Raw genomic sequence first — 19,508 nt, 5'->3', positions numbered from 1 at the left:
CGCTTATTCGCTTAACCTTCGTTTCTGATACCGAAGATGCCATGCAGTTTGATAAGGAAATGCCGATGAACAAGCAATTGACGTTGTTGGCCTTGGCCCTGGCGCCGACCCTGGCGCTGGCCGCTCGCCCGTTGACGGTGTGCACCGACGCCAATCCGGAAGGTTTCGACGTGGTGCAGTACAACTCCCTGGTCACCACCAACGCGTCGGCGGACGTGCTGATGAACCGCCTGGTCGAATACGATCCGGCCGCCCGCAAAGTGGTGCCCGGCCTGGCCGCCAGCTGGCAGATCGGCGACGACGGACTCAGCTACACCTTCAAGCTGCGCCCCAATGTGGCGTTTCACGCCACCGATTACTTCAAGCCTGGCCGCAAGCTGACGGCGGACGACGTGGTGTTCACCTTCGAGCGCATGCTCAATCCGGCGCATCCTTGGCACAAGAGCGCGCCCAACGGCTATCCGCACGCGCAATCGATGCAGTTTCCCAAGCTGATCAAGGCGGTGCAGAAGGTCGACGCCAATACCGTGCGCTTCGAGCTCAACTATCCGGAAGCCACCTTCCTGTCCAGCCTGACCATGGGTTTCGCCTCCATCTATTCGGCCGAGTACGCGGGGCAGTTGCTGGCGGCCGGCCGCCAGGCGGACTTGAACGCCAAGCCCATAGGCACCGGTCCCTTCGTTTTCCGCAGCTTCCAGAAGGACGCGGTGGTGCGCTATGCGCCCAACCCCGGCTATTGGGGCGCCAAACCCAAGATAGGCGCGCTGATCTACGCGATCACCCCGGATTCGGCGGTGCGCGCGCAAAAACTGAAGGCCGGGGAGTGCCAGCTGGCCTTGTCGCCCAAGCCGCAGGACGTATTGGCGGCCAAGGGCGATCCCAAGCTGCGGGTTTTGCAGACGCCGGCCTTCATGACCGCCTTCGTCGCCTTCAACAGCCAGAAAAAGCCGCTGAACAATCCCCTGGTGAGGCAGGCGCTCAACCTGGCTTTCGACAAGAACAGCTATCTGAAGACGGTGTTCGACAATACCGCCATCGCGGCGGACCAGCCTTATCCGCCGAACACCTGGAGCTACAACAAGGGGGCGAAGCCCTATCCTTACGATCCGGCGCGCGCCAAGAAGCTGCTGGCTCAGGCCGGCTATCCGGACGGTTTCGAAACCACGGTGTGGGTACGGCCCAGCGGCAGCACGCTGAACCCCAATCCCAAAGCCGGCGCGGAGCTGCTGCAGTCAGACCTGGCCAAGATAGGCGTCAAGGTGCAGATCAAGGTGATCGAGTGGGGCGAGCTGATCAAGCGCGCCAAGGCCGGCGAACATGAGCTATTGTTCATGGGTTGGGCCGGCGACAACGGCGACCCGGACAATTTCCTGACCCCGCAGTTTTCCTGCTCCGCGGTGCAGTCCGGCACCAATTTCGCGCGTTTTTGCGACGCGAAGCTGGACAAGCTGATCGGCGACGGCAAGAAGAGCAGCGATTTCGCGCAGCGCGCCAAGCTGTATCTGGCGGCGCAGAAGTTGATTCAGGAACAGGCGCTGTGGCTGCCCTTGGCGCACCCCACCGCTTACGCCTTGGCGAGCAAGGATTTGAGCGCTTACGCGGTCAGCCCGTTCGGGCGGGTGGACTTTGGACGCGCGCAGTTGAATTGAACCCGGCGGGCCGGCCGCTTGCGGCCGGGCCGTCAGTTTTTGTCAGCATCGGACGGGAAATGCCGGGTAATGTTCGAATACGAACTTGGCCGTGCATATTTTCCCGTCCGGAGTAATTCAACCGCGTATTTTTGTTGAAATGTTGTTTTAGCGTATTTATTTTTTCGATTAGAAACCGGCTGCTTCCTAAGGGCGAGATTGCTTGAGTGCTTGCTTGTTATCTTGAGACTGGCCGCCAAGCGCGGAAGAGCGGTGGATAGAATGCGGAAACATCAAGGAGCGCTGTCGGCCATCGTCGTCGCGCTGGCCGGATTCTGCCAACATCGGCGGTGATCTTGCCGCTATTTTCCGACGTTGCGCGGACGCCACGCCGGGCGCGCGAGCTGGATTCCGGCGGCTGAAAAGACAGTAGGCCGCGCAAAATGTTCCAAACCATCAGAACTACGCAATTTAATAATAATTATTTTAATTTTTGCGACCTCTTTTTAAGTATTAATGGGAAGTAATCTTAAAAAGAACAGCATTTTTCCACATGTCCCTAGTTGAAACTACTCACTGGCCTATTTAGCGTGCGCTCACCCTCGCTTATGGCAAAAGTTTCGCGTATCATCAAACCTTGGTTGGGATAAACATGACATAAGAATATAATGCAAACTAGACGAACACAACAAAGTCGTAGGGAGTCCACCATTGGGAAACTGGTGGAAGCGGCCATCGAGTGTCTGCTGGAGTTTGGCTATCACGGCACCAGCGTGCAGTTGATCTGCAGCCGGGCCGGCGTCTCTCAGGGGGCCTTATTCCGTCATTTCGCCACCAAGAACGAACTGATGTTGCCGGTGGGCCGCAAGGTGGTCGACGATATTTTCGAAGCCGGCCTCAAGCTGGCGGCGGAAATGCCCAGCACGATGCCGGAGGAGGAGCGGATCGTCGCGCTGATGAAGGCCCTGGTGCTGTCGCCGCGCCACATCGTGCTGATGGAGTTGCTGATGGCGGCGCGCACCACCGCGGATCTGAGGGAGATCTTCCTGGCCAGTTCCAGCAACTATTTCCGCGACCGCTTCGTCGCGCTGATGGCGTCGCTGTTCCCGCGATACGCGATCTCCACCGGCTTCTTCGCCACCTTGCTGACCATGATGACCACCTTCCACGGCATGGCCTTGTACCGGATGCTGAACGAGCATCCCGAAGGCGACAAAATGCGGGAACAGTGGTTGCAAACCGCCTTGCGCAGCGAGCTGGAGCGCATTCGCGCCGAAGGCGCCGACAGCCGCAACCCCTTGTACCAGCTGCCGTTCTAAAGCGCCCGTCAAAGCCCGCAGGCTAGGGCGGGACAAGGCGAGAGCGGCTGAAGATTGCGCCGCGCGCGCTGCGCGAGCATTTCGACGCCGCGCTCGCCATGCCGCGTTTCACGACGCGGGCCAGACCGTGAACAGGCTCCAAGAGCCGCTGACAAAACCTCGCAGCGAAGCTGAGTCAGGGCGCGCCGACGCAGGCAGTACCCGTAAGGATCAAGGGGGGGCGGGTCTAGGCCGTTCCGCCGCCGGCGGGGGGAAACTGCAGCTTGATGCTGAGGCCGCCCCCGGCGTTGCGGCTCAGCTCCACCGTCGCCCCGTGCCGGTGGGCGATTTCCCTGACGATGGCGAGCCCAAGGCCGCTGCCGCTGCTGGCGGCGCCGGCGACGCGGTAAAAACGCAGCCATACCTTGTCTTGCTCCGCCTCCGGGATGCCGGGGCCGTTGTCGTCGACGCGCAGCCACGGTGCCGGCAACGCGCCGGCCGCGATGGTGACGCGAGCGCCGTTCTCTTTTGGGTGGTAGCGGATGGCGTTGTCCAGCAGATTGCCCAGCAATTCGCGCAGCAGGCCGGCGTTGCCGCGTATCCATACCGTTTCCTCTCCCTCGTAGCCCAGATCCGCGCCTTGGCCATGGGCCCAGGGCGCTTGCTCCAGCGCCCATTCCCTGACCCAGGCGGCCAGGTCCATGTCGTCCAGCTCGATGGCCTGGCCGTTGTCCGGCTCCACTCTAGCCAGTTGCAACAGCTGGTGCACGCCGTGGCTGGCGCTGTCCAGCGAGGCGAGCAGCTTGTCCAGTTGCTGGCGCAGCGAGGGCTCCGGCGCCTGGCGCCGCGCCAGTTCCGCCTGCGTCCGCATCACCGCCAGCGGCGTTTTCAATTGATGAGCGGCATCGTCGATGAAGCGGCGGCGCGCGGCCTGCAATTTATGCCAGCGCACGCCTTGTTGATTCAGCGCCTCCACCAAGGGGGTCAGCTCGGTGGGCAGCTCGCGGCTGGGCAAGGGGCTGAGATCGGTTTCCTTGCGCGCCACCACATTGCGCGACAGGCGGCGCAAGGGACGCAGGCTATGGCCGACCGCCAGCAGCACGATGGCGAGCATGATGACGCCGAGCAGCGCTTCCTGCGCCAGGGAGCCGACGAGCAGGGTGCGCGCCAGTTGCTCTCGCGATTCCGGCGTTTCCGCCACCTGTATCCACACGTCCTGGCTGCGCAGCGTGCTCATGTCGCGCACCGATAGCCGCAGGGTCAGCAAGCGCAGCGTTTCGCCGTGATAGGGGATGTCCATGTAATCGGGCTGGTAGCGGATGGCCTCGCGCCGGCGCGGCGGCGGCAACGGTAAATCGTCGTAGCCGGTGAGCAGCGCGCCGTCCGCGCGGCTGACGCGATAGAACACCTTGCCGGAAGCGTTGGACTCGAACATCTGCAGGGCGAAATAGGGAATGTCCACGCTGACGGCGCCGTCATGGGCGGCGACGCCGTCGGCGATGGCGCGGCCGGAGCTGAGCAGCATGCGGTCGAAGGCGGTGTTGGCCGCCTGCAGGGCGCGGTCGTAAGTCATCCAGCCGTCCAGCGCCAGCATCAGCAGCAGCGGAACGGACAGGCCCAGCAGCAATTGCTTGCGCAAGCTGGCGGGTTTGAAACGGGAGAGGGCGGTTCGCATTTACGGAGAGGTCAGCAGATAGCCCAGCCCGCGCAAGGTGACGATGGAAACCGGCTGGCCGGCCAGCTTCTTGCGCAAGCGGTGCACATAGATTTCGATGGCTTCGGCGCTGCCGGTTTCGTCCAGGCCGAAAATTTTTTCCGACAACTGGTTCTTGCCGATGGCCTTGCCGCCTTGCAGCATCAGCACTTCCAGCACCGCGTGCTCGCGCGGGGTCAGGTGCAGCGCGTCGCCGTTCAGTTGAAACTGGCGTCCGACGCTGTCGTAGCTGAGCGGTCCGAGCTGCAGCAGCGGACTTTCGCGGCCGTGGCTGCGGCGGATCAGCGCGCGCACCCGCGCCTCCAGCTCGTTGAGGTCGAAGGGCTTGGCCAGATAGTCGTCGGCGCCCAGATCCAGGCCGCGCACCCGTTCTTCCACCGAGCCGTGCGCGGTCAGGATCAGCACCGGCAGCGTTTGCTTGCGGCCGCGCAGCCGGCGCAGCACCTCCCAGCCGTTGAGCTTGGGCAGGTCCAGATCCAGGATGGCCAGCGCGTAGTCCTGGGTGCGCAGCACATGGTCGGCGTCGCTGCCGTTGAGCATGCAGTCCACGGCGAAGCCGGCCTGGCGCAAGGCCTGGGCCAGCGATTCGGACAAGGCCGGATTGTCTTCCACCAAGAGCAGGCGCATGGTTGAGTCACTGAAAGCGGATTGAAAGCTTTACTCTAATATCATGGCTGGGCAAGCGAAGCCAATAGAGCCGCGCGATTCGAAAGATGTCGCCAACATCTTCATCTACCTAGGAGCAACACCATGAATAGAGTCAGAAGCCTGTCCGCGCTGTGCTGTGCGCTGGGTTCCGCCGCCGTCTGGGCCGCATTGCCCGCCGGCTATCCCGCCAGTTACCAGAACCTGGTGGACGCCGCCGTCAAGGAAGGCAAGGTGGTGGTGTATTCGGCCACCGACAGCGCCGCGGCGCGGCCCTTGATCAAGGACTTCCTGGCCTTGTATCCCGGCGTCAAAGTGGAATACCACGATATGAACAGCACCGAGATCTACAACCGCTTCATCAGCGAGAACGCGGCCAACAGCGCCAGCGCCGACGTGGTGTGGAGTTCGGCGATGGATCTGCAGGTGAAGTTCGTCAATGACGGCTACGCCGCCAGCTACGCTTCGCCGGAGGCGGCCAATCTGCCGTCCTGGGCGCATTATCAGCAGCAGGCCTACGGCACCACCTACGAGCCGGTGGCCATCGTCTACAACAAGCGCTTGCTGAAGCCGGAAGAAATCCCGCAGACCCGCGCCGACCTGGTGCGCATCCTCAAGGCGAACCCGGCCCGCTTCAAGGGCAAGGTCACCACCTACGATGTGGAGAAGTCCGGCGTCGGTTTCAACTTCCTGACCCAGGACGTGCGTCACAACGCCAACGGCGCCTGGGAACTGGCGCGTACGCTGGGCGCCAGCGGCGTCAAGCTGCAAACGTCCACCGGGGCGATGATGGAGCGGATCTCCTCGGGCGAGAACCTGATCGGCTACAACATCCTCGGCTCCTACGCTTACGCCAAGGCGAAGAAGGACCCGGCCATCGGCTACGTCTATCCCAAGGACTACACCCAGGTGGTCAGCCGGCTGGCCATCGTCTCCAAGAAGGCGCGCAATCCCAGCGCGGCGCGGCTGTGGCTGGACTATCTATTGTCCAAGCGCGGCCAGACCGTGCTGGCCAACCAGTCGGATCTGTTCTCGCTGCGCAGCGATGTGAGCGGCGCGACCTCCATCGCCGCCCTGAATCAGCAATTGGGCGGCAGCGCCAAGCCCATTCAGGTGGGCACCGGCCTGCTGGTCTATCTGGACCAGGCCAAGCGGCTGGACTTCATGCGCAGCTGGCAGCAGGCGCTGAAGAAGTAGCGACTCCCTCCGGCCGCCGCGGCCGGCGTTTCCGATGACTCAATCAGCCGTCCGCCGCGCGCGGACGGCGCAGAGGCCTGCGCGCAGGCCTGGGAGCAAGCATGAATTCCTCCATTAATCCGACAGCCCCCGCAGTGGCCGTCGGCGCCGCCGCGCACGGCGGCCGGCCGGGTTGGAGCGCCGCCGGCCGCTGGCTGGTCTTGGGCGCGCTGGCCCTGCTGGTGCTGGCCCCGCTATCGCTGGTGATCTACCAAAGCCTGCTGGATCAGCCTTTCTTCATGGCGGACAAGAGCATGGGGCTGGCCGCTTACCGCTTTGTGTTCGCCGACCCCGATTTCTGGTCCGCGCTCGGCAACTCGCTGGTGATCGCCGCCGGCATGGCCTTGATCGCCATCCCGCTGGGCGGCGTGCTGGCGTTTGTGATGGCGCGCACCGATTTGCCCGGCCGGCGCTGGCTGGAGCCCTTGCTGCTGACGCCGGTGTTCGTGTCGCCGATGGTGCTGGCTTTCGGCTATGTGGTGGCGGCCGGTCCGGTGGGCTTTTACTCCTTGTGGTTCAAGCAGTGGTTCGGCGTGGAAGAGGTGCCTTGGAATATTTATTCCCTGCTCAGCATCGCGGTGGTGGCGGGCCTGACCCATGTGCCGCATGTCTATCTGTACGCGTCGGCGGCGCTGCGCAATCTGGGCTCGGACGTTGAGGAGGCGGCGCGGGTGGCCGGCGCCAGCCCCTTCCGCGTGGCGCGCGACGTCAGCTTGCCCATGGTGATGCCATCGATGCTGTTCGCCGGCGTGCTGGTGGTGTTCCTCGGTTTCGAGGTGTTCGGCCTGCCGCTGGTGCTGGGCGATCCGGAAGGGCATCTGGTGTTGGCCACCTATCTGTACAAGCTGACCAATAAACTGGGGGTGCCGTCCTATCACCTGATGGCGGCGGTGGCGGTATGTCTGATCGCGATCACCTTCCCGCTGGTCTTGTTGCAGCGCCGGCTGTTGCGCAGCGCCCAGCGTTTCGTCGCGCTCAAGGGCAAGGCCGGCCGCCAGCACCCCTTGTCGCTGGGGCCGTGGCGCTATTTGGCCTTGGCCATCGTGCTGCTGTGGCTGTTCCTCACCGTGGTGGTGCCGATTTCCGGCATCGCGCTGCGCTCCGTGGTCAGCCACTGGGGCGAGGGCGTGTCCTTGCTGGAAACGCTGACGCTGGATCATTACGCGCTGGTGTTCGAGGAGGACAACATCGTCCGCGCCATCGTCAATACCCTGGGCGTCGGTATTATAGGCGGCGCGCTGGCGGTGGGCTTCTACACCCTGGTCGGTTTCGCCGGCCACCGCCGCCACGATTGGGGCGCGCGTCTGCTGGACTATCTGGTGCTGTTGCCGCGCGCCGTGCCGGGCATCCTGGCCGGTCTGGCCTTCCTGTGGGTGTTCCTGTTCGTGCCCGGCTTGCAGGGCGCCAAGAACAGCATGCTGTCGATCTGGCTGGCCTACACCGTGGTCTGGCTGGCCTACGGCATGCGCTTGGTGCAGAGCGCCTTGCTGCAGGTGGGGCCGGAGCTGGAGGAGGCCGCCCGCACCGCGGGGGCCAGCCAGCGGCGGACCAGCCTGGACGTGACGCTGCCCTTGATCCGTTTCGGCCTGCTGTCCAGCTGGCTGCTGATCTTCATGATTTTCGAGCGGGAGTATTCGACCGCGGTGTATTTGCTGTCGCCGGGCACCGAGGTGATCGGTTCCCTGCTGGTGTCCCTGTGGGCCACCGGCGCGGTGGACCAGGTGGCGGCGCTGTCTGTGATCAATATCTTGATGGTGGGCGCCGGCTTGGCGCTGGCCTTGCGTCTGGGAGTGAAACTTCATGACTAAGCTGAGCGTGCGCGATCTGCATCTGAATTACGAGCAGAATCCAATCTTGAAGGGCGTTTCCTTTGATCTGGCCGCCGGCCAGGTCGTATCCCTGCTCGGGGCTTCCGGCAGCGGCAAGACCACCTTGCTGCGCGCCATCGCCGGGCTGGAGCAGCCGTCGGCCGGCCAAATCCTGCTGGACGGCCGCCCCTTGTACGACGCGTCCGCCGGCTGCAATCTGGCGGTGGAGCAACGCTCGCTGGGCCTGGTGTTCCAGTCTTACGCCTTGTGGCCGCATCGCACCGTGGCGCAGAACGTCGGCTACGGCTTGAAGCTGCGTCAGACTCCGTCGGCGGAAATCGCCGCGCGGGTGAGGCAGATTCTGGACAAGCTCGGGCTCGGGCATTTGGCCGAGCGCTATCCGCATCAACTGTCCGGCGGCCAGCAGCAGCGCGTGGCCATCGCCCGCGCGCTGGTCTACAACCCTCCGGTGATTCTGCTGGACGAGCCCTTGTCCAATCTGGACGCCAAGCTGCGCGAAGAGGCGCGCGCCTGGCTGCGCGAATTGATCGTGTCGATGAATTTGTCCGCCTTGTGCGTCACTCACGATCAGGGCGAGGCGATGGCGATGTCGGACCAGATTTTGTTGTTGAAGAACGGCCGCATCGAGCAGGCCGGCAGTCCCACCGAGCTGTATTCCGCGCCGGCTTCCCTTTATACCGCGCAATTCATGGGCGCCAACAACACGCTGCAAGCCAAGGTGGCGGCCCGGGACGGCGACAGCGTGATCCTGCAGGGCGAGGGCTGGCAGCTGCGAGCCACCGCACGGCAGGCATTGCAGGTGGGGCAGCAGGCGGAGGCGGTGATCCGGCTGGAGCGGCTGCGGGTGCAGGACGAGCCCGGCGGCAACAGCCTGCCGGCGCGCCTGATCGCATCGATGTATCTGGGCGACCGCTGGGAATACCTGTTGCAGCACGGCGATCTGCGTTTGCGCGCCTTTGGCCAGCAAGCCAGGTCTAACGGCGAGTGCTGGGCGGAGTTCGGGCTGGAGGACACCTGGGCGTTCGAGGCCGCTTCGGCTTGAGGGTGTTGCGGTAGTTGTTAGATCGGGGGCAAGCCAAGCTTGCCCTTTTTTGCGCCCGCATGCAGGGGAAGGCCGGGAGGTCGCATCCTGCAACTTGGGGCGAAGAGCCTATTCTATGTCCGCTGCGCTGTGGCGGGATGGGGCTAGGGCGTTGAGCCCGTCGTCAAGAATGTCCGTGAGTTGTGTGCGCCTCTTCTTCCGCAGCAAGGTTTGGCGGCGCTTTTGCTTATGAGGCTTTGGCGGGGTGAGAGTGGGGCAAGTTTTGTCCCACATGGTGAAATGGATGCAAGGGTGCGCCGCTGCAGCTGTATTCGCGTTGATCTTCTTATGTTTTTCCCGAGGCTGTCTCCACTTTGCCGGATGCGGGTGTGTGGGCGGCTGGGGCGCTTTTGAAGCAATGAAAAAGGCCCGCTTGCGCGGGCCTTTTTCTCATTCTGTTCGTGGGTTCTTGCGTCGAACCGACAAATTAGAATGCGTGGATCATGTTCAGGCCGAAAGCCTTCAGATCCTTGTTGGCGTTGTTCACGCCGCCTTTAACGTCGATCTGGCCGTATTGCGCGCCGAAGGTGGTGCGTTTGGAGATCGCGTAGTCAACGCCCAGGATGTACTGGTTGTAGCCGCTGTCGTTCAGTTTTTCGCCGCCAACTTCAACCTTGTCGCCGTGAGCGTAGGTGAATTTCGGGGTGAAAGCGCCGATGGTGTAAGCCGCGGTCAGAGCGTATTCGCGGGTTTTCACTTTTTCTACGGAGATCGGAGTAGCTACAGCCGGCAGACCTTTGGAAACGTAGCCAACCCAGTCAGCACCTACTACATCAACGCCGCCCTTGGCTTGCTGGTAGCCGAAAGCAACCAGCAGGTTGTTGGCGTTGTAGCCAACTTCCAGACGATGTTTGTCGTTAGCGGAATCTTTAACGGTTACGTTAGCGATCGGGCTAGCAACTTTGGAAACGGCTTTGCTTTCGTGAATGTAAGCGTATTTGCCGAAGAAGCCGCTGTTCTCGTAGCCCAGGCCAACGATGCTGGTTTCGCGATCATTGGTCAGGCCGCCTTTGGATTCTTTGGTGCCGTATTGCAGAGCGGCGCTGAAGCCAGCGATGCTCGGCAGGTCGTAACGCACGGAGTTCTTCAGACGGGTGCCGTCGCGGGTGAACACGCCCAGGCCCAGTGCGTTGTTGTTGTATTCCCAGCTGTCAACGATGCCCATATCGCTGTCCAGGAAGTTGGACACGTTGCCCAGACGCAGGGTGCCCAGATCGCTCTGCAGGCCCACGAAGGAGTTGCGGTTAGCGAAAGTGCCGCTGCTGGAGCCGGTACGGGTTTGGCCGTCGATGCCAAAGCCGGTTTCAACTTGCCAGATAGCCTTCAGACCGTTGCCCAGGTCTTCCTTGCCTTTGAAGCCGATACGGGAACCCAGATCGTCGATGTTGGTGGTCTTGGTAGCGCCATCGTCAACGTATTCAACGCCGCCTTTGATTTTGCCGTAGATGGTCACGTCAGCGAAAGCTGCAGCCGGCAGAGTAGCTACCAGCAGGGCGATCAGACTCTTTTTCATGGTCAAGTCATCCTTTTATATGGGTTTAGGAATGTGAGCAAATGCTATTGGCTAAGTTGTTTAAATGCAACTTTTCGGTAAACGCTGTGTTGCAAATCAACAACCAATTGTTGCTTTGTATGTGTGGTTTTACATGCGAATGTCTGCATAAGTCAATGAAGCAAATGGGGAAATTATGAAATTCACTCATTGGCGGTCACTGTTGTAAAAAAACACTATCAAGCGGAAAGCGTGATGACGTGCGGGTATGCCGGGGTTTGGATGAGAGGAAAGCAGTGTGTGGCGTGAAAAAAAATGAGCCCGCGGGAGGCGGGCTCAAAAATCAACGTGACTTGAAGAGAATTCACGATGCTGCAAGAAGCACATCAAAATGAATTCGTATCTGAATCATAATAGAAAGCATTGGCTATGTAAATAGCTTGAGGTCCGACGTTTTTACGCATCGCTGTGATTTCGTGTGTGAGCGCTAACTCCTTGTTTGCAAAAATATAATTTGATTTGTTTGGTCTGGTTGATGACCAATGCCTTGGCTATTGTCTGTGCTCGCTTCCGCATAGATTGTTTGGTTTGGCGGTTTTAGGTTTCGCTTCTTTTGTTGGTTTCGGTTCCCGGTTAAGGTAGGCGGGTGGCATAGGCGGACGCCGCGCGACTCACTCTATAGAAGGAAGGACTGACGAGATGAAACTGGAAACCCTGGCGGTGCATGCCGGCTATGCGCCGGATCCGACAACCAAGGCGGTGGCGGTGCCTTTGTACCAAACCACCAGCTACGCTTTCGACAGCACCCAGCACGGCGCGGATCTGTTCGATCTCAAGGTGCAGGGCAATATCTACACCCGCATCATGAACCCAACCACCGACGTGCTGGAAAAGAGGGTGGCGGCGTTGGAAGGCGGGATTGGCGCCTTGGCGGTGGCTTCCGGCATGGCGGCGATCGCCTATGCGATACAAACCATCGCCGAGGCCGGCGACAACATCATCGCGACCAGTACCTTGTACGGCGGCACTTATAATCTGTTCGCCCACACCTTGCCGCAACTGGGCATCGAGGTGCGCTTCGTCGACTATCGCCGGCCGGAGCAGATCGCGGAGTTGGTGGACGCGCGCACCAAGGCGGTGTTCTGCGAGTCCATCGGCAATCCGCTGGGCAATGTGGTCGATTTCGCCGCCTTCGCCGAGCAGGCGCATCGTCATGGTCTGCCCCTGATCGTCGACAACACGGTACCGTCTCCTTATCTATGCCGGCCGTTCGAGCACGGCGCCGATATCGTGGTGCACAGTCTGACCAAGTATCTGGGCGGGCACGGCAACAGCATAGGCGGCGCCATCGTCGACAGCGGCCGCTTTCCCTGGGCGGAGCACGCTGAGCGCTTCGCGCGCTTGAACACGCCGGACGTCAGCTATCACGGCGTCAACTATGTGGAAGCGCTGGGCGCGGCGGCCTATATCGCGCGGGCGCGGGTGGTGCCCTTGCGCAATATGGGCGCGGCGCTGGCGCCGTTCAACGCCTTCCTGATCTTGCAGGGGATTGAAACGCTGGCGCTGCGCATGGACCGCATCTGCGCCAACGCGCTGCAAGTGGCCGCGCATCTGCGGGCTCATCCGGCGGTGGAGTGGGTCGAGTACGCCGGGCTGGAGGATCACCCGGACCACGGGCTGGCGCGGCGTTACTTCGGCGGCAAGGCTTCCGGCGTACTGTCCTTCGGCGTCCGCGGCGGCGCGGCCGCCGGCGGGCGTTTCATCGACGCCTTGCAACTGGTGACCCGGCTGGTGAATATCGGCGACGCCAAGTCGCTGGCCTGCCACCCGGCCACCACCACCCATCGCCAGTTGTCGGCCGAAGAGCAATTGCGCGCCGGGGTGCGGCCGGAAATGGTGCGTTTGTCGATAGGCATCGAACACATCGACGACATCCTGGCCGATGTCGACCAGGCGCTGGCGGCTGCCGCGTCTTAAGCCTTTGTGGGAACTTGTTTACGATTGAGAAAGAGGAATGCGCTGAGGATGCATGAGCATTGCGACGCCGGGCTCGCCGTGTCGCGCTTCGGAGGCGAAGCAGATCGTGAACAGGTTCTCAGCCGCGGCGTAGCACTTGCGGATTCATGCCGTTGGGCAGGTGGTGGTGCCATTTGCCGTCGAGAAAGCTTTGGATTACTTGCTGGACCTTGCCGTGCAGGGTCCAGCCGGCGTCTCGGGCGATGGCGGCCGCGGACAGCGGCTTGCCGTCGGCTTGAGGCGTAGGGGCCAGGTATTCCAGCGGGTGGTTCGCCAGCATAGGGTGGTCGATTTCCTCGCGCGACAACAAGGTCAGCTGATGGTGCAGCGGGTCGCGCGCGATGCGTTGATAGAGCGCGTCGATGATGTCTTCCGGGCCTTCCAGGATTTGCAGGAAGTCGTCGTTCAGCATCAGCAGCACGCTGACGACGCCCTGGCTGCGGTTGTGGTCGCGGAAACGACGGATGCGGTTTTGCATGGTCTCGGCGGAAACCGGGTGTTGGGCTGCGCTGCTGTAGATCAGGCGGATCATGTGCGCTCCTGCCGCGTGGCGAGTGCTCTTGTTTCAGTATAGCGGTTCAGAACCGCGTCAGCTTGAGCCAAGCCAAGGCGCAGGCGAGCGCCACGGCGGCGTGCAGCCAGGCGCGGCGGCGGAACAGTCGGGCGCTCTGCTGCGGCGACAGGGTGGTGATGATCAAGGGCCCGCCTTGGTCGTCGCCCTGCAGCAAGAGGGAGGCGGGCTGTCGCGCCAGCTCCTGCTGCAGGGCGAGGACTTCGCCTTGCGCCGCGGCGCGCGCCAGCGACCACTCTTGCTCGCTGAGCTGGCCGTCTCCGTCCAGGTCGAAGCGGCGCAGCAGGTCTTCCTTGTCGTGTTTCCATTCCGCCAGTTTGGCGCCGATGTCCAGGCGCAAGTCCAGAGCGCTGGCGCGGGGCTCCAGCCGGCGCAGCTGGCCGCGGACATAGATGGCCTCGCCTTCGTCTATCCATTCCTCTATCAGCAGCATGCCGTCCTCGTGCCAGCGGCGCCGGCGGCGGACGGCCACTTGCGCTGCCTCGGGAAGGATGGTGGCTTCCGCGTCGCCGTCCACCAGCAGGAAGCTGTCGTCGCTGCTGACCGCTGGCGGGTTGGTGCGGGTCGCCAGCCGGTTGGAGCGTTGCATGGCCCATGTCAGCCAGTCTTCCCAATCCAGCTTGCCGCGCTCGTCTATGCGCCAGCAGCGGTACCAGGCGCAGCGCCGGCCGCTCAAGGGGCTGTGGTTGGGCGCGCCCGGATGGCAGCGGGCCTGGCCGCATAATTCGACCTGGCCCAGCGCCGCGCTGGCCAGCCTGGAGGTGGGCGTGTCCGCTATTTGGCGATAATGGCGGTAATTCAGTCGCCAGCCTATCAGTCCGACCGCGGCGGCGATCAGCAGGCCGTGGCGAGCTTCGCCGCCAAGGAGCGATGCGGCGACGGCCAACAAATATAGGGCCAGGCCCAGGCCCGGCAGCAGGGAGGACGGCGCCGGCATGTCAGTGGCGCGCGAACAGCGCTTTCATGTCCACGTCGCGGGTTTCCGCGGCGGCGAAGCGCAGCGGCCGGGCCGGCGGGAAGTGGAACAGGCGGGCCAGCAGCACATCGGGGAACTGTTCAATGCGGGCGTTGTGGAGTTTGACCGCCTCGTTGTACAGTTCGCGGCGATCGGCCAGCGCTTCTTCCAGCTGGCTGATGCGCGCGCTCAGTTGAGAGAATTGCTGATCGGCCTGCAGCGCCGGATAGGCCTCGGCCACCGCGTACAGCTGAGCGATCAGGCCGTGCAAGCGGCCTTCCGCGGCGCCGAGGGCTTCCGGGTCGCGCGCGCGGGCGGAGTCGGCCACCGCGCCGCGGGCGGCCATCACTTGGCTCAGGGTTTCCTGTTCGAACTGGGCGTATTGCCGGCACACCTCGACCAGCTTGGGCAGTTCGTCGTGGCGCTGCTTGAGGATGACGTCGATATTGGCCCAGCTTTGCGTCAACTGGTGCTTCAAATTGACCAGCGCGTTGTAAAGCGTGATCAGGTAGAGAAAGACGACGGCGATGACGCCGAGAAAAACGGCGAGCTGCATGATGGGTCTCTCCGGAGGCAGGCGTCGCCGATGCGCGGCGTCCTTGCCGGCATTATCGTGCAAGGCCGTTTTTTTGTCTGCGCCCGGATTCGACCTCGCGCGGGCGGTTTGGAATTTGCAGGGGGAAGCGTGATTCGGATCAACATCATAGGCGCGGGGCGTCTGGGCAAGACCTTGGCGGCGCTGGCGCGGCGTTCCGGCCGCTACCGGGTGCAGGACGTGATGACGCGCGGCGCGGATTCCGCCGCCGCCGCCTGCGCCTTCATCGGCATGGGCCGAGCGGTGACCGAGTGGGCGGATGTGTCCGCCGCCGATCTTTATTTGCTGGCGGTGCCGGACGCGGCGATCGCCGATTGCGCGCAGCGGCTGGCGGCGGCGGGCGTGCCGGCCGGCGCCGTGGTGTTCCACGCCAGCGGCGTCAGCGGCTCCGAATTGTTGCGGCCGGCGGCGGCGCGCGGCGCGCACATCGGCAGCCTGCATCCGGCGTTCTCCTTCGCCGATCCCGCTGTCGCGCTGGAGAATTTTTCCGACGTGCTGTGCGCGCTGGAGGGCGACGCCGAGGCGTGCGCCGCTTTGCGAGAGTTGGCGCAGGCCATAGGCGGGCGGCCGTTTGAACTGGCCGACGGCGGCAAGCCGGCCTATCACGCGGCCTTGTCGGTGGCGTCCAATTATCTGGTGACGCTGACCGCCATTGCGCGGCACTTGGCCGGGCAGGGCGGCGTGCCGGAAGAATTGATTACGCCCTTGCTGGGCGGCCTGATGCGGCAGACCTTGGAGAACGCGCTGGCCTTGGGGCCGCAAGCGGCCTTGACCGGGCCCATCGCGCGCGGCGACGCGTCGACGGTGGCGCTGCATCTGCAGGTGTTGGACGACGAGGGCTTGCGCGCCGTCTATCAAGCCTTGGGCCGGCAGACGGCGGCGCTGGCCGGCGAGCGCCTGTCCGAGCCGGCGCGCCGGCAAGTGCTGAGCGCGTTGGGGGCCGCGGAGGACTCAGGGCCTGTTCAAAGTCTCGCGGGCTAGGACGAGACAAGGCGAAAACGGCCGAGCAAGCGGAGTGCGCGAGTGCTGCATGAGCGTTTCGAAGCCGGCACTCAGCGCACCATTTCCCTTCCGACGCGCAGCAGGCTTTGAATGGGCTCTCAGGCCGGTAGACCCACCTTGAACACCTGGCGCAGGTAAGCGAGGAAGGTTTCGTCGCTGCACATGGTCTTGCCCGGGCTGTCGGACAGCTTGGCCACCGGCTGGCCGTTGCAGCTGACCAGTTTGAGCACGATTTGCAGCGGCTCCAGCCCCATGTCGTTGGTGAAATGAGTGCCGATGCCGAAGCTGACCTGGATGTGCGGGCTGAAATGGCGGTGCAGGTCCAGCGCGCTGTCCACGCTCAGGCCGTCGCTGAAGGTCAGCATCTTGGTGGCCGGATCGATGCGCAGCTTGCGGTAATGCGCGATCGCCTTTTCACCCCATTGATAGGGGTCGCCGCTGTCGTGACGCAGGCCGTCGAACAGCTTGGCGAAGTAGAGGTCGAAGTCGGCCAGGAAGGCGTCCATGCCCACCACGTCGGTCAGCGCGATGCCGAGGTCGCCGCGGTATTCCTGCACCCAGGACTCCAGCGCCGCCTTCTGGAAATCGCGCAGCCGCACCCCCAGCGCCTGGAAGGCCTGGAAGAACTCGTGGGCCATGGTGCCTATCGGGGTGATGCCCAGCTTCCAGGCCAGGTAGACGTTGCTGGTGCCGCGGAAGATGTCCGGCAGCGCGTTGTTCAGGCGCTCCACCACGTGTTGCTGCCATTCCCGGCTGAAACGGCGGCGGGTGCCGAAGTCGGCGATCAGCAAGGGGAAGCGCTGCCGCTCGGCCTCGCCGTCGCGGAAGCGTTCCAGCACGGCGATCTTGGCTTCCAGCCGGCGCAGGCCCTCGGCGCGGACCTCGGCCGAATCCAGGCGGCGGAAATACAGCTCGTTGACGATGGCGAGCACGAAGATTTCAAAGAACATCGCCTGCACCAGCGGGCCCTTGATGCGGATCACCAGCTCCTCATCCTGGCAGGACACGGTGATGAAGCGCCGCTGCAGATGGAACAACTCCAGATAATCGACGAAATCGCTCTTGATGAAGCGCAGCGTGCGCAGGTGGGCCAGCTCTTCCTGAGTGAAGTGCAACTGGCACAGCCAGTCCAGCTGCGCTTCCAATTCCTTCTTCAACTGGGTCAGCGGCATGTCCGGGCGGTTGCGGCACTTGAACTCGTATTCGCCGTGGGAGGCGGGGAATTGGTGCAGCACCACTTGCAGCATGGTGAACTTGTAAAGGTCAGTGTCCAGCAGGGAGTGGATCAGCGGCGGAATCTTGGCCATGGTCGGGCTCAGGCGGCGTGAATGATGAAAATGGCCGGGCGCTTGTGCAGGTCCGGCGCGTCCTTGGGCCAGTCCTTGACCCGGCGGCTGACGATGGTCTGGCTCGGCAGGGTCAGGTCGCAGGCCACCGCCAGCCGGGTGGCCGGGGACAGGGTGTCGCGCAATTGTTGCAGCAGCGCGTTGTTGCGGTACGGCGTTTCAATGAAGACCTGGGTCTCGTTGCGCTGGCGCGAACGCTGCTCCAGCTCCTTGACGGTTTTGGCCTTGTCGGCGGCGTCCACCGGCAGATAGCCGTGAAAGGCGAAACACTGGCCGTTGGCGCCGCTGGCCATCAGCGCCAGCAGGATGGAGGAGGGGCCGATCAAGGGCTCCACCCGCAAGCCGCGCTCGTGCGCCAGCGCCACCAGTTGCGCGCCGGGGTCGGCCACCGCCGGGCAGCCCGCTTCGGAAATCAGGCCCAGGTCGTGGCCGTCCAGCAGCGGCTGCAGCAGGGCGGCGACGTCGGCGGCCGGGGTGTGCTCGTTCAGCGTGCTCATGGCCAGTTCGCGGATGGGCGCGCTGACGCCCAGCGCCTTCAGATGTCTGCGCGCGGTTTTTTCGGCTTCCACCACGAAGCGGGTCAGGTGCAACACCTTGGCGCGCTCGGCTTCGGGCAGCCAGGCGATGGATTCGTCGCCCAAGGGGGCGGGGATCAGAAACAGGGTGCCGCTCATCGCAAAATCTCCACGCCTTCGTTGGCCAGCATCGTAATCAGTTTGAACAGCGGCACGCCGATCAGCGCGTTGGGGTCGTCGGATTCCACGCGTTCCAGCAGCGAGCCGCCAAGGCCCTCGCTCTTGGCGCTGCCGGCGCAGTGCAGCGCGTCCGGCTCGCGTTCCAGATAGTTGCGGATCTGCGCTTCGTTCAGTTCGCGCAGCGTGACGCGGGTGATGCCCACCGCTTCCTGCAGGCGGTCCTCGGCGCTGTTGTACAAGGCCAGCGCCGAGTGGAAGACCACGGTGCGGCCGCTCATCCATTGCAGCATCTTGACGCCGTTTTCAAACGATCCTGGCTTGCCTATCTGCTGTCCGTCAAGCAAAGCCACCTGGTCGGAGCCTATGATCAGCGCTTGCGGGTGCTTGTCCGCCAGCGATTGCGCCTTGGTGCGCGCCAGCCTCACCGCGGTTTCCAGCGCGGTCTGGCCCGGCAGCGGGGTTTCGTCGCACACCGGCGGTTCGGCGTGGAAGGGCAGGCCCAGGCGGGCGATGATTTCTTGGCGGTAGCGGGAAGTGGAGGCCAGTACGATCTGCATGATGTGGACGTCGCTTGTTGCGGAGCCGGGGCGGCCTGACGGCGCGCGCGGAGGGCTCCTTGTTTCTTTTGACAAATCAGGGGAATGGATTGTACCATGCGAGGTTTATGTCTAAACCGATTTTGATCGATCCGCTCAAGTTCGCCCGGGAAGGGCGTTCGCAGGCCGGCAAACTGCCGGTTGGCGAGCTGGATGAGCGTGTGCACAGCGACCTGTCCGACACCTCCGGGGACGTGGAATACGCCCTGGACGGTTTTCGCGACCGGTTGAACCGTTTGTCGCTGCGTCTTCATTTGTCGGCGGAACTCAAAGTGACCTGCCAGCGCTGCATGGAAAGCATGCCTTACAGCCTGGACACCGATTCGGTGGTCACCTTGTTTACCGACCCGGACAAGCTGGAAGAAGCTTGCGAGCAAGACGAAGAGCTGGACGCGATCATCGCCGAACCGGAACTGAACCTGACGGCGCTGATCGAAGACGAAATCATTATGGGCTTGCCGCTATCGCCGAAACACGACGACTGCGGCAGGGAAACTCTCTCGCTCGCCAAGGCTGACAAGCCCAATCCGTTTGCGGTGCTGGCGGCGCTTAAGAGACCCAAGTCCGAGTAAAACCCGGATTCGAACCGAATCTACTTGAATTTCTTAGGAGTCGACCATGGCTGTTCAACAGAACAAAAAGTCCCCGTCCAAGCGCGGCATGCATCGTGCACACGATTTTCTGACCGCCCCGGCATTGGCTGTAGAAGCCACCACCGGCGAAGCGCATCTGCGCCACCACATCAGCCCGAACGGTTTCTACCGCGGCCGCAAAGTTGTGAAGACCAAGGGCGAGTAATCTCCCCGTTT

18 protein-coding genes are annotated in these 19,508 nt (G+C 63.1%); 9 read left to right on the top strand and 9 right to left on the bottom strand.

All coding sequences use genetic code 11. From position 1 onward, the window contains the following. Positions 1 to 65 precede the first annotated feature (65 nt). The gene (locus tag VK98_RS16005; RefSeq protein ID WP_048414992.1) at positions 66 to 1,649 is read left to right on the top strand and encodes an ABC transporter substrate-binding protein; all 1,584 of its coding nucleotides are present in this window, start codon (positions 66 to 68) and stop codon (positions 1,647 to 1,649) included. 701 nt (positions 1,650 to 2,350) lie between these two features. Then, the gene (locus tag VK98_RS22900; RefSeq protein WP_053074441.1) at positions 2,351 to 2,947 is read left to right on the top strand and encodes a TetR/AcrR family transcriptional regulator; all 597 of its coding nucleotides are present in this window, start codon (positions 2,351 to 2,353) and stop codon (positions 2,945 to 2,947) included. 226 nt (positions 2,948 to 3,173) lie between these two features. On the opposite strand, the gene VK98_RS15995 is transcribed toward VK98_RS22900, so the two are convergent. Then, positions 3,174 to 4,601: a sensor histidine kinase gene (locus tag VK98_RS15995; RefSeq protein WP_048414991.1), complete on the bottom strand. Its 1,428-nt coding sequence runs from the start codon at positions 4,599 to 4,601 to the stop codon at positions 3,174 to 3,176. Beyond that, entirely contained in the window at positions 4,602 to 5,267 is a 666-nt protein-coding gene (locus VK98_RS15990) for a response regulator (protein WP_048414990.1), read from the bottom strand. It lies immediately after the preceding gene. Positions 5,268 to 5,390: 123 nt separating this feature from the next. On the opposite strand from VK98_RS15990, the gene VK98_RS15985 reads away from it, so the two are divergent. The 3 genes from VK98_RS15985 to VK98_RS15975 all read left to right on the top strand — a co-directional run bounded on the left by VK98_RS15985 (position 5,391) and on the right by VK98_RS15975 (position 9,392). Further along, positions 5,391 to 6,482, top strand: a complete 1,092-nt coding sequence (locus tag VK98_RS15985) for an ABC transporter substrate-binding protein (RefSeq protein ID WP_048414989.1) — start codon at positions 5,391 to 5,393, stop codon at positions 6,480 to 6,482. A gap of 101 nt (positions 6,483 to 6,583) precedes the next feature. Next, entirely contained in the window at positions 6,584 to 8,329 is a 1,746-nt protein-coding gene (locus VK98_RS15980; protein WP_082159070.1) for an iron ABC transporter permease, read from the top strand. Further along, positions 8,322 to 9,392, top strand: coding sequence for an ABC transporter ATP-binding protein (locus VK98_RS15975; protein ID WP_048414987.1), 1,071 nt, complete (start codon positions 8,322 to 8,324; stop codon positions 9,390 to 9,392). The genes VK98_RS15980 and VK98_RS15975 overlap by 8 nt, the downstream gene beginning before the upstream one ends. A gap of 466 nt (positions 9,393 to 9,858) precedes the next feature. Here the strand turns inward: VK98_RS15975 and VK98_RS15970 are convergent, their stop codons facing one another. Then, positions 9,859 to 10,944: a porin gene (locus tag VK98_RS15970; RefSeq protein ID WP_048415109.1), complete on the bottom strand. Its 1,086-nt coding sequence runs from the start codon at positions 10,942 to 10,944 to the stop codon at positions 9,859 to 9,861. Between the two features lie 678 nt (positions 10,945 to 11,622). On the opposite strand from VK98_RS15970, the gene VK98_RS15965 reads away from it, so the two are divergent. Next, positions 11,623 to 12,900: an O-acetylhomoserine aminocarboxypropyltransferase/cysteine synthase family protein gene (locus tag VK98_RS15965; RefSeq protein ID WP_048414986.1), complete on the top strand. Its 1,278-nt coding sequence runs from the start codon at positions 11,623 to 11,625 to the stop codon at positions 12,898 to 12,900. Positions 12,901 to 13,018: 118 nt separating this feature from the next. On the opposite strand, the gene VK98_RS22895 is transcribed toward VK98_RS15965, so the two are convergent. From VK98_RS22895 to VK98_RS15950, 3 genes are read right to left on the bottom strand one after another with little or no spacing between them, the layout of a single operon-like run. Further along, positions 13,019 to 13,471 (bottom strand): BLUF domain-containing protein, encoded by a 453-nt coding sequence (locus VK98_RS22895; RefSeq protein ID WP_053077426.1) that lies wholly within the window; start codon positions 13,469 to 13,471, stop codon positions 13,019 to 13,021. Positions 13,472 to 13,517: 46 nt separating this feature from the next. Beyond that, on the bottom strand, positions 13,518 to 14,447 hold the full coding sequence (locus tag VK98_RS15955) for a hypothetical protein (RefSeq protein WP_053077425.1): 930 nt from the start codon (positions 14,445 to 14,447) through the stop codon (positions 13,518 to 13,520). Position 14,448: 1 nt separating this feature from the next. Beyond that, entirely contained in the window at positions 14,449 to 15,021 is a 573-nt protein-coding gene (locus VK98_RS15950) for a LemA family protein (protein WP_048414985.1), read from the bottom strand. Between the two features lie 129 nt (positions 15,022 to 15,150). Here VK98_RS15950 and VK98_RS15945 point away from each other — a divergent pair, with 129 nt between their 5' ends. Then, positions 15,151 to 16,041 (top strand): Rossmann-like and DUF2520 domain-containing protein, encoded by an 891-nt coding sequence (locus tag VK98_RS15945; RefSeq protein ID WP_048414984.1) that lies wholly within the window; start codon positions 15,151 to 15,153, stop codon positions 16,039 to 16,041. A 119-nt stretch (positions 16,042 to 16,160) separates the two neighbouring features. Here VK98_RS15945 and pncB read toward each other — a convergent pair whose 3' ends face one another. The 3 genes from pncB to VK98_RS15930 are packed head-to-tail and all read right to left on the bottom strand — an operon-like array spanning position 16,161 to position 18,660. After that, complete coding sequence (pncB, locus tag VK98_RS15940) at positions 16,161 to 17,360, bottom strand: nicotinate phosphoribosyltransferase (RefSeq protein ID WP_048415106.1); 1,200 nt, start codon at positions 17,358 to 17,360, stop codon at positions 16,161 to 16,163. A gap of 17 nt (positions 17,361 to 17,377) precedes the next feature. Continuing rightward, the gene (locus tag VK98_RS15935) at positions 17,378 to 18,082 is read right to left on the bottom strand and encodes an SAM-dependent methyltransferase (RefSeq protein ID WP_048414983.1); all 705 of its coding nucleotides are present in this window, start codon (positions 18,080 to 18,082) and stop codon (positions 17,378 to 17,380) included. After that, positions 18,079 to 18,660, bottom strand: coding sequence for a nucleoside triphosphate pyrophosphatase (locus VK98_RS15930; RefSeq protein ID WP_048414982.1), 582 nt, complete (start codon positions 18,658 to 18,660; stop codon positions 18,079 to 18,081). The genes VK98_RS15935 and VK98_RS15930 overlap by 4 nt, the downstream gene beginning before the upstream one ends. Positions 18,661 to 18,767: 107 nt before the next feature. On the opposite strand from VK98_RS15930, the gene VK98_RS15925 reads away from it, so the two are divergent. Together VK98_RS15925 and rpmF are read left to right on the top strand one after the other, a co-directional pair. Further along, on the top strand, positions 18,768 to 19,271 hold the full coding sequence (locus VK98_RS15925) for a DUF177 domain-containing protein (RefSeq protein ID WP_048414981.1): 504 nt from the start codon (positions 18,768 to 18,770) through the stop codon (positions 19,269 to 19,271). A gap of 46 nt (positions 19,272 to 19,317) precedes the next feature. Beyond that, entirely contained in the window at positions 19,318 to 19,497 is a 180-nt protein-coding gene (rpmF, locus tag VK98_RS15920) for a 50S ribosomal protein L32 (RefSeq protein ID WP_048414980.1), read from the top strand. The last annotated feature ends 11 nt before the right edge of the window (positions 19,498 to 19,508 follow it).

Source organism: Chromobacterium sp. LK11, from assembly GCF_001043705.1.
In the GTDB taxonomy this organism is placed as follows: Bacteria; Pseudomonadota; Gammaproteobacteria; order Burkholderiales; family Chromobacteriaceae; genus Chromobacterium; species Chromobacterium alkanivorans.
Note: the sequence above shows the minus strand (reverse complement) of the source record. Positions and strands in the feature narration are given on the sequence as shown.

Excerpts from the sequence above, each read along its gene's own strand:
- VK98_RS16005 (WP_048414992.1), top strand. The coding sequence starts at position 66 with ATGAACAAGCAATTGACGTTGTTGGCCTTGGCCCTGGCGCCGACCCTG.
- VK98_RS15995 (WP_048414991.1), bottom strand. The coding sequence starts at position 4,601 with ATGCGAACCGCCCTCTCCCGTTTCAAACCCGCCAGCTTGCGCAAGCAA.
- VK98_RS15990 (WP_048414990.1), bottom strand. The coding sequence starts at position 5,267 with ATGCGCCTGCTCTTGGTGGAAGACAATCCGGCCTTGTCCGAATCGCTG.
- VK98_RS15985 (WP_048414989.1), top strand. The coding sequence starts at position 5,391 with ATGAATAGAGTCAGAAGCCTGTCCGCGCTGTGCTGTGCGCTGGGTTCC.
- VK98_RS15980 (WP_082159070.1), top strand. The coding sequence starts at position 6,584 with ATGAATTCCTCCATTAATCCGACAGCCCCCGCAGTGGCCGTCGGCGCC.
- VK98_RS15975 (WP_048414987.1), top strand. The coding sequence starts at position 8,322 with ATGACTAAGCTGAGCGTGCGCGATCTGCATCTGAATTACGAGCAGAAT.
- VK98_RS15970 (WP_048415109.1), bottom strand. The coding sequence starts at position 10,944 with ATGAAAAAGAGTCTGATCGCCCTGCTGGTAGCTACTCTGCCGGCTGCA.
- VK98_RS15965 (WP_048414986.1), top strand. The coding sequence starts at position 11,623 with ATGAAACTGGAAACCCTGGCGGTGCATGCCGGCTATGCGCCGGATCCG.
- VK98_RS22895 (WP_053077426.1), bottom strand. The coding sequence starts at position 13,471 with ATGATCCGCCTGATCTACAGCAGCGCAGCCCAACACCCGGTTTCCGCC.
- VK98_RS15955 (WP_053077425.1), bottom strand. The coding sequence starts at position 14,447 with ATGCCGGCGCCGTCCTCCCTGCTGCCGGGCCTGGGCCTGGCCCTATAT.
- VK98_RS15950 (WP_048414985.1), bottom strand. The coding sequence starts at position 15,021 with ATGCAGCTCGCCGTTTTTCTCGGCGTCATCGCCGTCGTCTTTCTCTAC.
- VK98_RS15935 (WP_048414983.1), bottom strand. The coding sequence starts at position 18,082 with ATGAGCGGCACCCTGTTTCTGATCCCCGCCCCCTTGGGCGACGAATCC.
- VK98_RS15930 (WP_048414982.1), bottom strand. The coding sequence starts at position 18,660 with ATGCAGATCGTACTGGCCTCCACTTCCCGCTACCGCCAAGAAATCATC.
- VK98_RS15925 (WP_048414981.1), top strand. The coding sequence starts at position 18,768 with ATGTCTAAACCGATTTTGATCGATCCGCTCAAGTTCGCCCGGGAAGGG.
- rpmF (WP_048414980.1), top strand. The coding sequence starts at position 19,318 with ATGGCTGTTCAACAGAACAAAAAGTCCCCGTCCAAGCGCGGCATGCAT.